The sequence below is a fragment of the Nonomuraea sp. JJY05 genome, from assembly GCF_043496855.1.
Taxonomy (GTDB): Bacteria; Actinomycetota; Actinomycetes; order Streptosporangiales; family Streptosporangiaceae; genus Nonomuraea.
In genome coordinates this window covers 25663-40080 of record NZ_JBIEIS010000013.1, presented here as the reverse complement: position 1 = coordinate 40080, position 14418 = coordinate 25663, and the positions used below count along the sequence as shown (strand labels likewise).

Here is a 14418-nt window from a genome sequence, read left to right as displayed (position 1 = left end):
GTGCGCGTGCTTGTCCTTTTAGTGGGGAGAATCGGGCCTAGGGAGCTTTGACATGTCGAGGGAGGCGAGACTCGTGGCCGTTATGACTAGCCGCTTCGCCGACGGCCTCGCCGTGGGTTCCGACCTGGTGGGGGCCGCGGAGACCGCCGTCGGCCAGGCCCTGTCGAGGCTCAGCGGCCGGGCCGACCTGGTCTGTTTCTTCATCTGCGGCGATGATCCCGAGGACGTCGCGCGGGCCGGTGAGGCCGCTATGAGGCTCGCGCCCGACGCGCACGTGGTCGGATGCAGTGCCACGGGGGTGATCGGCGACGGACAGGGGGTCGAGCTGCTGCCCGCGGTGAGCGCGTGGGCGGCGACCCTGGACGGCGCCAGGCTGACGACCTTCCAGCTGGAGACGCTGGCGGCCGAGGACAGGTTCGTGGTGGTCGGGCTGCCCGAGCGGGGCGCCGATGATCATGTGGCGATCCTGCTGGCCGACCCGTACACGTTTCCGACCGACGCCTTCGTCGAGCGCTCCGTCGATGTGCTCGGCGACCTGCCGTTGATCGGCGGGCTGGCCAACGGGTTGCAGGGACGGGGCTCCGTGCGGCTGTTCGCCGACGGCGAGGTCTACACCGAGGGCGCGATCGGCGTGCTGCTCAGCGGCCCGGTCAGGATCAGCACCGTCGTCAGCCAGGGCTGCCGCCCGATCGGCCCCAGCATGGTCGTCACCGCGTCGGAGGACAACCTGCTGCTGGAGCTGGCCGGGCAGCCCGCGCTGGCCCGGCTGGAGGACATCGTCAGCGAGCTGGACGAGGACGACCGCGAGCTGGTCGCCTCCGGCCTGCAGATCGGCGTGGCCATGGACGAGTACGCCGAGCGCCACGAACGCGGCGACTTCCTCATCAGGGGAGTCATCGGCATCGACCCTGAACGCGAGGCCGTGGCCATCGGCGACATCGTGGAGATCGGCAGGACCGTGCGCTTCCAGGTGCGTGACGCGGCCACCGCCGACGAGGACCTGTACGACCTGCTCGACGCCCATCGGGAGCAGCTCGGCAAGGTGGACGGGGCGCTGCTGTTCTCGTGCAACGGGCGGGGCTCGGCCATGTTCGGCACGGCCGACCACGACCCGGTCGCCCTGCGCGACACGCTGGGGCCGATCGGCATGGCCGGCTTCTTCGCCGCCGGCGAGGTCGGGCCGGTGGCCGGCCACAACCATGTGCACGGGTTCACGGCGTCCGTCCTGGTGTTCTCCAGCCCCGGGCCGTGACACGCACGTCCGAGGACCCGGTGGCCCCGTCTGCTCGGGAGGGCCACCGGGCCTGGACCGTTACTCCGTCGCCGAGTCGTTGCTTGGACCCTGGCTCTCGACCCCGGTCTTGGTGTGGAACCCGGCCCCGCCGTCCCGGGTGCCGGGATCGGGCATCGCGGTCGGCTCGCAGGGCGCGACCGGCCCCTTCACCACCGAGAGCGACATCCCGAACGGCGGCTGGTCGTCGCCGGCCTTGCTCTTCGAGACGGCCAGCACCAGCGTCGCATCCGCCGGCATCTCTCCCTTCTCGATCATGAACGAGGTCACGCCGCTCGACCGGCCGAAGTTCACCGCGAACTCCCTCGGACCGCTGGCGTTCGCGCCACGCGGCTCCTTGCAGGTCTGCCCCTCGGGCAGGTAGTCGACGATCGCCTTGATCCCCGCCGCGGCCAGATCGGCCTGCAGCCCCTCGGGCTCGTCGAACTTGTTGATCCTCACGGTGATCACTCCGTCGGCCCCCGTGGTGACCGCGTACGCCGGGCTGCCGGAGAGCCCGGTCAGCACCACCGCCGCCGCGGTGGCGGCCGCCGCGACCCCCGCAAGCGCGGCGGCCAGCCCCACGTAGCGCCGCCGGGAGCCGCCGGTCCTGGCCGGTGTCACAGTCGTCGTCACGTCGTCCTCCGCCGTTCTCGTCGCGATCTCTTCCTTGAGTGCACTGAGAAGGCGCTCTTCGAAATTGCTCATGCCTGTCCCTCCACGTACACGGGTGCCGACGGCGCGCTTTCCGGCCGAGCCGCGCTCGGTGGGCTGAGATGGAGGTCCTCGCCTCGTTGCGGATCCCTCCCATCGACGCGTTCCAAGGCGCGTCTTGCCCGGTGCAGTCTGACCCGTACGGTCACCTGCCTGATCCCCAGAGCGGCGGCGACCTCGGCGACGGTGAGCTGGTCGATCGCGACGAGCTCCAGCACCGCGCGCTCGCCCTCCGGCAGGCCGCGCATGGCCTCCAGGGAGCCGCGCATCCGGCGCTCGGCGTCGATTCGCTCCTCCATCCGCACGAGGTCGTCGTCGTCCATCAGCCGGCGGCCTGCGACGCGGCCGGTCGCCCGCGCCTCCCTGGCCGCCTGCCGGTGCTGGGCCGACACGACGTTGCGCGCGACGCCGTACAGCCAGGCGATCTCGGTGCCCCGGCCCGGCACGTAGGTGTGCGCCGAGTCAAGGGCCGCCAGGAAGATGTCCGCCGTCAGGTCGGCGGCGAGGTGAGGGTCGCTCACCCGCCGGACCACGAAACGCATGACGGCATCGACGTGGCGGCGATAGAAGGCCTCAAAGGCCGCGGGGTCTTCGTTGAGGCGCACTGGCCTCGCTCCCTTCGTCGTTCGCCTTACATCCGTACTTGGATCGAGCGACGAGAAGCGTTTCCGCCCAGGTCAGGCTCACCGGACCAGGCCCGGCGGGCCAGGCCCGGCGGATCAGGCGGGGCGGCGGGGTTGGAAGAGCCAGGCGTCGAAGAGCGGGCGGAGGTCCTTGCCCGACAGCCGCTCGGCGAGGTCGATGAACTCCTGCGTCGTGACGTGACCGTAGCGGTGCTCGGCGGTCCACGTCTTGAGCAGCCTGAAGAAGGTGTCGTCGCCGATCGCCTCGCGCAGGGCCTGCAGCGTCATGCCGCCGCGCGTGTAGACCGAGGCGTTGAACAGGTCGCTGGGCTTGGCCCGCCCCGGCGGGTAGGCCCACATCGGATCGTCGGCCGGGCGGGCGTGCAGCTCGTTGAAGATGGCCGCAGCGGTCTTCGTGCCCTTGTGCTCCTGCCACAGCCACTCCGCGTACGTGGCGAAGCCCTCGTTGAGCCAGAGGTCCTTCCAGCGCGTGATGGTCAGGCTGTCGCCGAACCACTGGTGGGCCAGCTCGTGCGCGATGATGGTCGCCTCGGGCTCGAAGCCCCCGTAGAGCGGCTTGGTCTGGTTTTCCAGCGCGTAGCCGGCCGCGTAGTCGTCGATGACGCCGCCGGTCGAGGAGAACGGGTAGGGGCCGAAGACGGTCGACCAGTAGTCGGTGACCTCGCCGGAGATCTTGTAGAGCTTGTCGAGCGAGCCCTTGAACCTGGGATCGACGGCGGCGAGCTCCGGGATGCCTCCCGGCGTGCGGCCCTGGCGCAGGTCGAACTTGCCGAGCGTGGCGGTCGCCAGGTAGGTGGCCATCGGGTGGAGCTCGCGCCACCGGTAGGTGGTCTTGCCGCCGGCGGTCGTGGGCCGCCCCTGGAGCTCCCCGTTGGCCACGGCGGTCAGCCCGGCGGGCACGGTGATCGCGAAGTTGAACGTGGCCTTGTCGGCCGGGTGGTCGTTGTTGGGGAACCAGGTCTTGGAGCCGTTGGGCTCGGAGGCCACGAACGCGCCGTCCGGGGTCGGGATGAACCCGTACGTGCCGAGGTTGGCGCTGTCCTGGGCGGCCCTGGGCTGCCCGGCGTAGACGATCTTGACGGTGAAGCGGGACCGGTTGCCGAGCGGGCGGGAGGGGGTCACGGTGAGCTCGTCGCCCTCCCGCCTGAACCTCGCCGCCGCGTTGTCGACGGTGACCTGGCGGACGGTGTAGCCGGTGAGGTCGAGGTTGAAACTGGACAGGTTCTGGGTGGCGGCGGCCTGGATGGTGGTCCGCCCCTCCAGCTGCTTGGTCTTCGGGGTGTAGTCGACGGCCAGATCGTAGTGGGAGACGTCGTAGCCGCCGTTGCCGTCCTTGGGGAAGTCGACGTCGCCGATGCCGGCGGCGCCCGGTCGGTAGTCGGTGACGGCGGGCGGGTCGTCCGCGTGCGCCGCTTGGCCATCGGTGGGCGCACAGGCCAGCACGCTCAGCGTTGCCAGCAGTGCCACCCCGCGCTTGTCGATACGCATCGGCAACGCGCCCCCTTCGGATCGTGACCAAAATCTTACGCTGAGTCAGGCATTCACCACGACCGTCCTGGCGGCCTTGTCATGTACCGCCTGTTTGCGAGGGTCGAAAAGGATCCAGCCGAGGTCCACGAGGGAGCCCACGCAGCAGACCCACGCGAGCACGGTCTCCACGATCTGTCGCACCGCGGCCTGCGCCACGGTGATCGGCGCGCCGTTCTCCTGCACGACCCGCATGCCGAACAGCTTTTTGCCGAGGGTCTGGCCGTTCCAGAAGGCGTGCAGGAGCCAGAAGTACAGGAACGCCACGAGTCCGGCCAGGAAGGTGTGCTCCACCGGGTAACGGTCCCAGGCCCCTCTGCTCCGGTCCCAGACGTACTCCCAGCTCGACCAGCTGAAGGGGGCGGAGATGGCGTTGACTACGAGCCAGTCGAGGACGCCGGCGAACAACCGTCGCCAGCGTCCCGCCAGTCCCGGTGGTGATCCCATGATGTCCTGATGACCACCACTAAGTCGGGACAAACTAAAGGTTGCCCCTTCGTTCCTGCTCTCGCTCGATCGCCTCGAACAGGGCCTTGAAGTTGCCCTTGCCGAACCCGAGCGAGCCGTGCCGCTCGATCAACTCGAAGAAGACCGTGGGCCTGTCCTGCACCGGCTTGGTGAAGATCTGCAGCAGGTAGCCGTCCTCGTCGCGGTCCACGAGGATCTTGCGCCGCTTCAGCTCCTCGATCGGCGCCCGCACCTTCCCGATGCGCTCCCGCAGCTCGGGGTCGTCGTAGTAGGAGTCGGGCGTGTCCAGGAACTGCACGCCGGCCGCCCGCATGTGGTCGACCGTGGTCAGGATGTCGTTGGTGGCCAGGGCGATGTGCTGCACCCCCGGACCGCCGTAGAACTCCAGGAACTCGTCGATCTGCGACTTCCTGCGGCTGACGGCCGGCTCGTTGAGCGGGAACTTGACCTTGCGCGTGCCGTCGGCGACGACCTTGGACATGAGCGCCGAGTAGTCGGTGGCGATGTCGTCGCCGACGAACTCCGCCATGTTCGTGAAGCCCATCACCTTCCGGTAGAACTCCACCCACTCGTCCATCTTGCCCAGCTCGACGTTGCCGACGCAGTGGTCGATCGCCTGGAAGAGCCGCCCGCCCTTCGTCGCCGGCGGGGCCACCAGCGGCTCGGCGGCCACGTAACCGGGCAGGTGGGGGCCGCCGTAGTTGGACCTGTCGACCAGCGTGTGGCGCGTCTCGCCGTAGGTGGCGATGGCCGCGACCTGCACCTTGCCGTGCTCGTCCTCCATCGTGTACGGCTCCGCCAGCCCCTTGGCCCCGTGGGCGATCGCGTACGCGTACCCCGCCTCCACGTCGGGCACCTCGATCGCCAGGTCGATCACCCCGTCGCCGTGCTCGGCGACGTGCCTGGCCAGATCCGTGCCCGGGCGTACCGCGGCCCGGAACTCGAACGTGGCGCCGCCCGAGACCAGCACGTACGCGACCTCGTCCCGGCTGCCGTTCTCGGGCCCGCGGTAGGCCGTCAACCTCATGCCGAACGCGGTCGAGTAGTAGTGGGCGGCCTGCTTGGCGTTGCCGACGGCGAACACGACGGCGTCCATGCCGTTGACCGGAAAGACATCATTCATACCGGCAACTCTCGATATCCCTGGGCTCGGTGCGCAAGAGTTACTTCAATCAGTGGACAACCTGTCTAGCGGCCCTCCGGAATATTCGGTAAATCTGTACAGTATGACGATCGATGAGCTGGACGCCAGATTGATCTCCCTCATGACGGAGGAGCCCCGCCTCGGGGTGCTCGAGTGCTCGCGCCGGCTCGGCGTGGCCCGCGGCACCGTCCAGGCCCGGCTGGACCGGTTGATCGCCAGGGGCGTGATCACCGGATTCGGGCCCGACGTGTCGCCGGAGGCGCTCGGCTACGACGTCACCGCGTTCGTGAGCATGGAGATCAGGCAGATCGCCGGGCACGACCCGGTGGCCGACCGGCTGGCCGCCATCCCGGAGGTGCTGGAGGTGTACACGATCACCGGCGACAGCGATCTTCTCTGCCGCGTGGTGGCGCGGACAAATGCCGATTTGCAGCGGGTTATCGACCGAATCGTCGATGTACAGGGTGTGCTCCGGACTAATTCGATCATCGCCCTGGACACCCCGGTTCCCTATCGAGTGCTGCCGTTGGTCGCCGATGTTCCGCGCCGGGGCGACCGCTAGCCGTACTATCGCTAGGGGACGAGGCACCGTTATCGATCGTTTAGCCTTGACATTCGCCCAGCGCATCGGGGGTGGACAAGGGGGGTCGAGGGTGCGGAGCGGTGGTGGTAACGGGATGCGAAAGCGGCGAGTTCTCCGACTTCTACTGATTTCATTTGGTGCGGGAATCCTCGTACTCGTCGGGCTTTTCGCGGTCGCATGGGCCCTGACCCCTATTCCCGATTCCACGCAGAAACAGGCCACCGCGCAGGGTTCGGTGATCTATTACCGCGACGGCAAGACCGTGCTCGCCCGCCGGGGCATCGACCGCAAGATCGTCGAGCTGGCCAAGGTGCCCGAGCACGTGCAGGACGCGGTCATCGCGGCCGAGAACCGCTCCTTCTACGAGGACGGAGGCGTCTCGGCCAAGGGCACCGCGCGGGCCGTCTGGTCCACCATCACCGGGCAGCAGCTCCAGGGCGGTTCGACGATCACCCAGCAGCTCGTGCGCAACTACTACAGCGGCCTCAGCCAGGAACGTTCCGTCACCCGGAAGTTCAAAGAGATCCTCATCGCGATCAAGGTCGACCAGTCCAAGTCCAAGGACTGGGTGCTCGAGCAGTACCTGAACACGATCTATTTCGGCCGCGGCGCCAACGGCGTCCAGTCGGCCGCCCGCGCCTACTTCGGCAAGGACGTCGACAAGCTCAGCGTGGCCGAGGGCGCCTACCTCGCGGCGGTGATCCAGCAGCCCAGCCGCTTCGCCGACCCCAAGGGTCCCGACCTGGCCGCGGCCCAGGAGCGCTGGAAGTCGGTGATCGACGCGATGGGCCAGACCGGCGCGCTGACGCCCGCCCAGGTCGCCGCCCAGCGCTTCCCCAAGCTCGCGGCGCCGAAGAAGCCGTTCGAGCTCAAGGGCCAGGCCCAGTACATGCTGGAGCAGGTGACGGCCGAGCTCAACCGGCGCGGCTACAGCGACGAGGACATCAACGGCGGCGGGCTGAAGGTCGTCACGACGTTCGACAAGAAGCTCATGCAGGCCGCCCAGCGGGCCGTCAAGGACGTGCTGCCCGACGCCACGCCCAAGAAGATCCACACGGGGCTGGCGGCCGTCGATCCGGCCACCGGTGAGATCATCGCGTTCTACGGTGGCAGCCCGGCGCAGTCGCAGTACGACAGCGCGTTCTCGGCCAAGGTCATGGCCGGCTCGACGTTCAAGCCGTACACGCTGGCGGCGGCGCTCGACAACGGCTTCGACCTGTCCACCAGGGTCAACGGCAACTCGCCGATGCGCGTGGCGTCCGACCCCAAGCCGATCCCCAACGACAGCGGCCGCTCCTACGGCGAGATCAACCTGGTGCGGGCCACCCAGAACTCGGTCAACACCGCGTTCGTGGACCTCGGCCAGAAGGTCGGCCTGGACAAGGTCGCCGCCGTCGCCGAGAAGGCGGGCATCCCCAAGGCGCAGCTGGAGAAGCAGCAGAGCTACGCCTCCTTCCCGCTCGGCGTCTCCTCGGTCAGCGCCGTCCAGAACGCCTCGGGCTTCTCCACGTTCGCCAACAAGGGCGTGCACATGGAGGCCCACGTGGTGATGTCGGTCACCGACGCCGAGGGCAAGAAGAAGACCGTCGAGCCGGTCTCGACCCGGGTGGTCGGCGAGCAGGCCGCCGCGGACACCACGTACGCGATGCAGCAGGTCGTCAAGTACGGCACCGGCACCGCCGCCCGGCTCTACGACCGCCCGGTGGCCGGCAAGACGGGCACCACGGACAAGTCGAAGAGCGTCTGGTTCAACGGCTTCACCCCGCAGCTCGCCGTCGCCGTCGACATGTTCAGGGACGACAACGCCACCGTCACGATCCCCGGGTACGGCACGCAGTTCGGCGGCCAGCTGCCGGCGCAGATCTGGCGGGAGTTCATGACCGAGGCCATGGCGGGCAAGCCGGTCGAGGAGTTCCCCGAGCCGTCCGACTACGGCTGGGGCCCCGACTACTCGTCGCCCGACCAGAACCAGGACGTGCCCCAGCAGCAGTACACGCCGCCGTCCGACCCGAACGACTGGTTCGACAACACGCCAGAGCCCGACATCACCGCGCCCCCGTCCACGGATGACCCGCCGGTGACGGATCAGCCCAGCGACGACGGGCAGCAGCAGGACCAGCAGCAGCCCGAGCAGACCGGCCCGCCGTCCACGCAGCAGCAGGCGCCCGACCAGCCCACGACGGGCGGCGACACGATCAACGACGGCAACACGGGCCGCCCGCAGCCGGGCTAGCCCGCCGCGCCCAGCTCGGCCCGCAGGTCATCGACCGTCGTCACGGGCAGGCGGCAGGTGAACCCCTTGCACACGTACGCGGCAGGCGCCCCGCCGATCAGCCCGCGCCCCGCCAGCAGCTCGGGGAAGTCGCCGGGGCCGCGGGCGACCACCAGCCCCGGCACGTCGGCCAGCAGCGCCGCCCTGTGCAGCTCCGCCGTACGCGGGTCGTCGGCCGGGCCGATCACGGCCACCTCCACGGGCCCGTCCAGCGCCGCCCGCGCCACGGCCAGCCCCCAGCCCGCGAACCTGGCGTGCCCCGTGGCCAGCACGGACACCGTGCCGAGCGCGGCGTGGGCGGCCTCCCTGTGCCGCGTGGAGCCGGTCAGGGCGCCGTAGGAGAGCAGCGCGCCCGCGGCGGCGAACTGGCCCGACGGGGTGGCGTTGTCCGTGGGGTCCTGTGGCCGCTGGAAGAGCCGTTCGGCGTCGTCGGCCGTGTCGTAGAAGCCGCCCGTGTCGTCGGCGAACCTGTCGAGCACCGTGTCCAGCAGCGATCCCGCCAGCCGGAGCCACCTGGCCTCGCCGGTCACGCCGTACAGGGAGATCAGGCCCTCGGCCAGGTTGGCGTAGTCCTCGAGCACCCCGGCGTTGGTGCCCGCCCTGCCGTCCTTGGAGGTGCGCAGCAGCCTGCCGTCCTCCACGTGCGTGCTCGCGAGCAGCTCGGCCGCGGCCGTGGCCGCCGCCACGAGGTCGGGCCGCTCGAACACCACGCCGGTCTCCGCCAGGGCCGCGATGGCCAGACCGTTCCAGGAGGCCACGACCTTGTCGTCGCGCCCCGGGCGTACGCGCCGCTCCCTGACGGCCAGCAGCCGCTCGCGGACGCTCGCGTGGCGCACCGGGTCGCCGGGGTCGCGCGGCAGCTGCAGCACGGACGTGCCGTGCTCGAACGTGCCGGTCACCTCGAACAGCTCCTGCGCCCAGCGCCCGTCGTCCTCGCCGAGCACCTCGCGGAGCTCCTCGGGCGTCCAGACGTAGAACTTGCCCTCCACGCCCTCGCTGTCGGCGTCGAGTGCGGAGGCGAACCCGCCCTGCTCGGTGCGCAGCTCCCGCAGCAGCCAGTCGGCCGTCTCCAGCGCCACCCGCCGCGCGAGCTCGCCGCCGCCCGCCTTCCACCAGTGGGTGTAGACGCGCAGCAGGAGCGCGTTGTCGTAGAGCATCTTCTCGAAGTGCGGCACGACCCATTCCGCGTCGACGCTGTAGCGGGCGAACCCGCCGCCGAGCTGGTCGTACATGCCGCCGCGGGCCATCGATTCGAGCGTCTTGCCGCTCATCTCCCGCTCGCCGGAGCGCAGCAGGAACTCCAGCGCCATGGACGGCGGGAACTTCGGCGCCCTGCCGAACCCGCCGTTCACAGCATCGAACTCCTGGCCCAGGTTCCGCACGGCCAGCGCCAGCGTCTCCTCCTTGGGCACGGGCCCGCTGGGCAGCGTGGTGTTCGAGTTGAGCGCCTCCACCACCTTGGCGCCCTGCTGCAGCACGGACTCCCGGTCGCCGACCCACACGTTGTGCACCTCGGTGAGCAGGCGCTGGAAGTGGGGGCGGGGGAAGTAGGTGCCGCAGTAGAACGGGTGGCCCTCGGGCGTCGCGAACACGGTCATCGGCCAGCCGCCCTGGCGCGTCATGGCCTGGGTGGCGCCCATGTAGACGGCGTCCACGTCCGGCCGCTCCTCGCGGTCGACCTTGATGTTGACGAAGTGCTCGTTCATGAGGCGCGCGGTGCCGGGGTCCTCGAAGCTCTCGTGCGCCATTACGTGACACCAGTGGCACGCCGAGTAACCGACGCTGATCAGCAGCGGCACGTCGCGCCGCCTGGCCTCCGCGAACGCCTCCTCACCCCAGGGGTGCCAGTCCACGGGGTTGTCCGCGTGCTGCAGCAGGTAGGGGCTCGTGGCGTCTTTCAAGCGGTTCATCAGAGGACCTCCCTCGATCAGCCTAGTCCGCACGGACGGGCGCGCCCCTGAGGGACGTCGGTGTGCGGCGGCGTAGACGGGGGGCGGCTGACTTGGGCGGCCGGGACGGCGTAGGTTACGGGGCGTGGATATGGACTTCGTCTGCGCACACGCCGACCGCCCGGTCGGCGCCATCACCCGCAGGGACGTGGCACGCGCCCTGCTGGCCGTCCCCTCAGGGGTGGCGCTGGTGGCGCTGCCCGACCTGCGGCGCGCGATGATGGCGGCGGGCAACCCGCTCTCCCGCCCGTTCTGGGAGTCCGCCAAGGCGACGCTCAGCTCGATCGAGGCGGGTGTCGCCACGGTCGGCGACGTGCAGCGCTGGGTCGAGTCCACGGGCACCGAGCCGATCCTCATGACGCCCAGCTACTTCGTCTGGCCGGAGGAGGACGAGCGCGGGCCCGTGGCGACGGAGATGTTCGGCCGGCTGGTCGCGTACCTGGAGGAGCGGGTCGAGGCCGGTGAGATCGACCCCGACGCGCTGGCGGCGGGCGACCGGGCGGCCCGCGGCGCGTACGAGGAGCTGCAGGAGCGCTGGCTCGGCACGCCGCTGCCCGACGGCAGGGTGCCCGGGTTCGCGGTGAGCGACGAGCAGGACGAGGAGTCGTTCGCGATCTGGGACGAGGAGGAGGCGTTCGCGCTGTCGGAGCTGCGGCGGATCGTCGCCGGCCTGCCCAAGCAGCCCGAGCTGCCCGCCGGCGAGCTGGAAGCGGCGGGGGCGCGCCTGCGCGCGCTGCTCGCCATGCCCGGCTACCCCGCCAACGTGCTGCGGGCCTGCGCCGGGTTCGAGGACACCCCGATGCCTGACGACGACGGCGAGCTGTGGCTGACGGTGGCGGCGGGCATCGCGGGGCCGATCGCGGACCTGTCGGAGAGCGCGGACCTGCTGGAGGAGTTCGTCGACCTGGACGGCGAGCTCAGCCTGGAGGACGTGGCGCTGGCCAACCTCTGCGCGATCCAGCACGCCGACTGGCTGGCCGGGGTGGCGGCGCTGGCCAGGCTGGGCCCGGGGGTGCTGGCCTCCCCCGAGCGGATGGCGCGGCTCATCGCCGAGTCGGAGGACATCGACGTCGACGAGCAGGACGTCGACGACCTCAACGCCACCGAGAGCCTGTTCGGCTCGGTGGTGAGCCTGTGGGGCTATCTCGGCATCGTCGACCAGGGCGAGGTGCTCACCCCGCTGGGCTGGTGGGGCCTGCCCAAGGCCCTGGAACGAGCCTGGTCACCCGCTGCCGAATGAGCTGTCGACCAGGCTCTGGAACTCGGGGTGGCGCTCGATGTACTTGGCCACGTAGGGGCAGAGCGGCACGACGCGCAGGCCGGTGTCGGCGCTCGCCTGGAGCGCGAACCCGACCAGCTTGCTCGCCAGCCCCTGCCCCTCGTACGCGGGCAGGACCTCGGTGTGCGTGAAGACGATCTTGGTGGGCAGCAGGCGATAGTCGGCGAACCCGGCGACCTTGCCGTCCACGAGCACCTCGAACCGGCTCTCCGTCGAGTTGTCGACAACTTCGATCGGCATCTACTCGGCCTTCTTGTCGTCCACGTCGCCCTCGTGGGGGACCTGGATCTTCGACATCTGCTTGTTCATCGACTTGATCAGGAAGTACAGGGCAAAGCCGAGGAAGGCCACGACGACGAAGCCGAGCAGGCCCGGACTCACATCACCTGCTGCTAGAACGTTCACAGTTCCAGTCTGCCACTGGGGGAGCGTGGTCCCGTCAGTGGCAGGCGGGGGAGACGTCCTCGGCGTGGATGCCCGCGAACAGGTCGTCCTCCGGCAGCTCCGTGTCCACCAGCGAGCGGGCCAGGTGGTAGTCCTCGGTCGGCCAGATCTCCTGCTGCAGCTCGCGCGGGCAGACGAACCACCAGCTGTCGGGGTCGATCTGGGTGGCGTGGGCGATCAGGGCCTGGTCGCGGATCTCGAAGTAGTCGCCGCACGGCACCCGCGTGGTGACCGGCCACTTGGCCGGGCGGTCCTCCCAGCGGGAGATCCAGTCGGCGTACGGTGAGCCGAGGCCGCGCGCGGTCATCGCCTCGTGCAGCGCCTCGAACCGCTCCTTGGTGAAGCCCATCTGGTAGTAGAGCTTCAGCGGCTGCCACGGGTCGCCCGTACCGGGGTAGCGGTCGGGGTCGCCGGCCGCCTCGAAGGCCTCCACCGAGACCTTGTTGGTCATGATGTGGTCGGGGTGGGGGTAGCCGCCGTCGTCGTCGTAGGTGATGATCACATGCGGCCTGAACTCCCGCACGGCCGCCACCAGCGGCGCCGAGGCGTCCTCCAGCTTCTGCAAGGCGAAGCAGCCCTCAGGCAGCGCCTCGTCCTCGTTCTCCGGCAGCCCGGAGTCGACGAAGCCCATGAAACGCTGCTGCACGCCGAGGATCTCGCGGGCCCGGTCCATCTCGGCCTTGCGCACGGCGGCGATGTTCGCCACGATCTCGGGCCGGTCCATCTTCGGGTTGAGCACGGAGCCCCGCTCACCGCCCGTGAGCGTACAGACCAGCACTTCCACACCTTCGCGCACGTAACGCGCCATCGTGGCGGCGCCCTTGCTCGACTCGTCATCGGGGTGGGCGTGGACGGCCATCAGCCTCAGCGGTGCACTCACGGGCTCGATGTCTCCTCAGTAGGGACCGGTCACTCGCCCAGAGAGGTTAGTTTCTGCTGGGCGGTCGCGAGGGCACACCCCCCGCGGGCGACAATTGTCTCGGATAACGCTCAGGGAGTGCAGGGAGATTCCGCCATGGCGACCAGAGATGTCGAGAACCAGCCAGTTCTCGGCACACCCGACGACTTCGCCGATCGCCCCAAACGAGGCGGGCGGCTGGTCGTCCACGTCGTGATCGGCGTGCTGGTGGCCATCATCGCAGGTGGCTGGGGCTACGTGATGTGGTCGATGACGGCGGGCGGTTCGGAGGCGCCGTCGCAGGTGGTGACGTTCAACGTCGTCAGCGCGAATCGCGCGGAGATCACCTTTGAGGTGTACAAGCCAGACGATAGGGTGGCCGTCTGCCGGATCAGGGCGCTGGACGTCTACCACGCGGAAGTGGGCAGCAAGGAAGTAAGAATCCCGGCTGGCGGGGGTAGTAAGCAGATCAAGGAAAGCCTCGACACCAGTGGTCAGGCCACTTCCGTCCACATCCAGTACTGCAATCTCGTATAGTGAGACATTTGGGGAAGCGTTGGAGCGGTTGACTTGTTAGCCTTTCGCAATTCAACCACACGTAACCTCAAGTGATCTCAGGGCCCCCTAGGCAAGCAAGGAGAACCCGTGGCCGACTCTCGCGATGAGAACGTCACATGGCTGACGCAGGAGGCGTACGACCGCCTGAAGGCGGAGTACGAATATCTCTCTGGCCCCGGGCGCGTCGACATCGCCAAGAAGATCGAAGCCGCCCGCGAAGAGGGCGACCTGCGTGAGAACGGCGGCTACCACGCCGCCAAGGACGAGCAGGGCAAGATGGAGGCCCGGATCTTCCACCTCCGGCAGATCCTCGACAACGCCCAGGTGGGAGAGGCCCCCAAGGCCGAGGGCGTGGTGGGCCCCGGCATGACCGTGACCATCCGGTTCGTCGGCGACGACGACGAGGTCACCTTCCTGCTCGCCTCCCGCGAGGAGAGCGGAGCACCGATCGACGTCTACTCGCCGAAGTCCCCACTGGGGGCGGCGATCAACGGCAAGAAGATCGGGGAGAAGGCGACCTACTCCATGCCCAACGGCCGCCAGAACACGGTCGAGATCCTTGAGGCAGTGCCGTACATCGGCAACTGACACCCCCGCACGACGACCGCCGGGCCCACGTTGGCCCGGCGGATTTTTCGCGTGCCTCAGGGATCCGGCAGGACCTCAGC

General features: G+C 69.4%; 15 protein-coding genes. 6 read left to right on the top strand and 9 right to left on the bottom strand.

What is annotated here, in order from left to right; translation table 11 throughout:
* Nucleotides 1-82 precede the first annotated feature (82 nt).
* Nucleotides 83-1252 (top strand): FIST N-terminal domain-containing protein, encoded by a 1170-nt coding sequence (locus ACFKCF_RS21745; protein ID WP_394496448.1) that lies wholly within the window; start codon nt 83-85, stop codon nt 1250-1252.
* A gap of 60 nt (nt 1253-1312) precedes the next feature.
* On the opposite strand, the gene ACFKCF_RS21740 is transcribed toward ACFKCF_RS21745, so the two are convergent.
* The 5 genes from ACFKCF_RS21740 to hppD form a co-directional block, all read right to left on the bottom strand.
* Nucleotides 1313-1978 (bottom strand): hypothetical protein, encoded by a 666-nt coding sequence (locus ACFKCF_RS21740; RefSeq protein ID WP_394496114.1) that lies wholly within the window; start codon nt 1976-1978, stop codon nt 1313-1315.
* On the bottom strand, nt 1975-2589 hold the full coding sequence (locus ACFKCF_RS21735; RefSeq protein ID WP_394496112.1) for an RNA polymerase sigma factor: 615 nt from the start codon (nt 2587-2589) through the stop codon (nt 1975-1977). The genes ACFKCF_RS21740 and ACFKCF_RS21735 overlap by 4 nt, the downstream gene beginning before the upstream one ends.
* Nucleotides 2590-2703: 114 nt before the next feature.
* Nucleotides 2704-4116 (bottom strand): M1 family metallopeptidase, encoded by a 1413-nt coding sequence (locus tag ACFKCF_RS21730; protein ID WP_394496111.1) that lies wholly within the window; start codon nt 4114-4116, stop codon nt 2704-2706.
* A gap of 45 nt (nt 4117-4161) precedes the next feature.
* The gene (locus ACFKCF_RS21725) at nt 4162-4602 is read right to left on the bottom strand and encodes an RDD family protein (protein WP_394496109.1); all 441 of its coding nucleotides are present in this window, start codon (nt 4600-4602) and stop codon (nt 4162-4164) included.
* A gap of 34 nt (nt 4603-4636) precedes the next feature.
* Nucleotides 4637-5746, bottom strand: a complete 1110-nt coding sequence (gene hppD, locus ACFKCF_RS21720; protein WP_394496107.1) for a 4-hydroxyphenylpyruvate dioxygenase — start codon at nt 5744-5746, stop codon at nt 4637-4639.
* A 103-nt stretch (nt 5747-5849) separates the two neighbouring features.
* Here hppD and ACFKCF_RS21715 point away from each other — a divergent pair, with 103 nt between their 5' ends.
* Together ACFKCF_RS21715 and ACFKCF_RS21710 are read left to right on the top strand one after the other, a co-directional pair.
* A complete protein-coding gene (locus tag ACFKCF_RS21715; RefSeq protein ID WP_394496106.1) occupies nt 5850-6329 on the top strand; it encodes an Lrp/AsnC family transcriptional regulator in 480 nt (159 codons plus the stop codon).
* Between the two features lie 256 nt (nt 6330-6585).
* A complete protein-coding gene (locus ACFKCF_RS21710; protein ID WP_394496104.1) occupies nt 6586-8583 on the top strand; it encodes a transglycosylase domain-containing protein in 1998 nt (665 codons plus the stop codon).
* On the opposite strand, the gene ACFKCF_RS21705 is transcribed toward ACFKCF_RS21710, so the two are convergent.
* On the bottom strand, nt 8580-10532 hold the full coding sequence (locus ACFKCF_RS21705; RefSeq protein ID WP_394496103.1) for a thioredoxin domain-containing protein: 1953 nt from the start codon (nt 10530-10532) through the stop codon (nt 8580-8582). The genes ACFKCF_RS21710 and ACFKCF_RS21705 overlap by 4 nt on opposite strands.
* 130 nt (nt 10533-10662) lie before the next feature.
* On the opposite strand from ACFKCF_RS21705, the gene ACFKCF_RS21700 reads away from it, so the two are divergent.
* Nucleotides 10663-11811, top strand: coding sequence for a hypothetical protein (locus tag ACFKCF_RS21700; RefSeq protein ID WP_394496446.1), 1149 nt, complete (start codon nt 10663-10665; stop codon nt 11809-11811).
* Here ACFKCF_RS21700 and ACFKCF_RS21695 read toward each other — a convergent pair.
* Genes ACFKCF_RS21695 through mca form a run of 3 tightly spaced genes read right to left on the bottom strand, consistent with a single transcriptional unit; the run spans nt 11794 to nt 13174 of the window.
* On the bottom strand, nt 11794-12090 hold the full coding sequence (locus tag ACFKCF_RS21695; protein ID WP_394496101.1) for a GNAT family N-acetyltransferase: 297 nt from the start codon (nt 12088-12090) through the stop codon (nt 11794-11796). The genes ACFKCF_RS21700 and ACFKCF_RS21695 overlap by 18 nt on opposite strands.
* On the bottom strand, nt 12091-12255 hold the full coding sequence (locus tag ACFKCF_RS21690; protein WP_364844576.1) for a hypothetical protein: 165 nt from the start codon (nt 12253-12255) through the stop codon (nt 12091-12093).
* A gap of 34 nt (nt 12256-12289) precedes the next feature.
* Entirely contained in the window at nt 12290-13174 is an 885-nt protein-coding gene (gene mca, locus ACFKCF_RS21685; RefSeq protein ID WP_394496099.1) for a mycothiol conjugate amidase Mca, read from the bottom strand.
* A 135-nt stretch (nt 13175-13309) separates the two neighbouring features.
* On the opposite strand from mca, the gene ACFKCF_RS21680 reads away from it, so the two are divergent.
* Together ACFKCF_RS21680 and greA are read left to right on the top strand one after the other, a co-directional pair.
* Nucleotides 13310-13729, top strand: a complete 420-nt coding sequence (locus ACFKCF_RS21680) for a DUF4307 domain-containing protein (RefSeq protein WP_394496098.1) — start codon at nt 13310-13312, stop codon at nt 13727-13729.
* Between the two features lie 108 nt (nt 13730-13837).
* Nucleotides 13838-14338: a transcription elongation factor GreA gene (gene greA / locus ACFKCF_RS21675; RefSeq protein ID WP_148437100.1), complete on the top strand. Its 501-nt coding sequence runs from the start codon at nt 13838-13840 to the stop codon at nt 14336-14338.
* Nucleotides 14339-14418 lie beyond the last annotated feature (80 nt).

Excerpts from the sequence above, each read along its gene's own strand:
- ACFKCF_RS21745 (WP_394496448.1), top strand. The coding sequence starts at position 83 with ATGACTAGCCGCTTCGCCGACGGCCTCGCCGTGGGTTCCGACCTGGTG.
- ACFKCF_RS21740 (WP_394496114.1), bottom strand. The coding sequence starts at position 1,978 with ATGAGCAATTTCGAAGAGCGCCTTCTCAGTGCACTCAAGGAAGAGATC.
- ACFKCF_RS21730 (WP_394496111.1), bottom strand. The coding sequence starts at position 4,116 with ATGCGTATCGACAAGCGCGGGGTGGCACTGCTGGCAACGCTGAGCGTG.
- ACFKCF_RS21725 (WP_394496109.1), bottom strand. The coding sequence starts at position 4,602 with ATGGGATCACCACCGGGACTGGCGGGACGCTGGCGACGGTTGTTCGCC.
- hppD (WP_394496107.1), bottom strand. The coding sequence starts at position 5,746 with ATGAATGATGTCTTTCCGGTCAACGGCATGGACGCCGTCGTGTTCGCC.
- ACFKCF_RS21715 (WP_394496106.1), top strand. The coding sequence starts at position 5,850 with ATGACGATCGATGAGCTGGACGCCAGATTGATCTCCCTCATGACGGAG.
- ACFKCF_RS21705 (WP_394496103.1), bottom strand. The coding sequence starts at position 10,532 with ATGAACCGCTTGAAAGACGCCACGAGCCCCTACCTGCTGCAGCACGCG.
- ACFKCF_RS21700 (WP_394496446.1), top strand. The coding sequence starts at position 10,663 with ATGGACTTCGTCTGCGCACACGCCGACCGCCCGGTCGGCGCCATCACC.
- ACFKCF_RS21695 (WP_394496101.1), bottom strand. The coding sequence starts at position 12,090 with ATGCCGATCGAAGTTGTCGACAACTCGACGGAGAGCCGGTTCGAGGTG.
- ACFKCF_RS21680 (WP_394496098.1), top strand. The coding sequence starts at position 13,310 with ATGGCGACCAGAGATGTCGAGAACCAGCCAGTTCTCGGCACACCCGAC.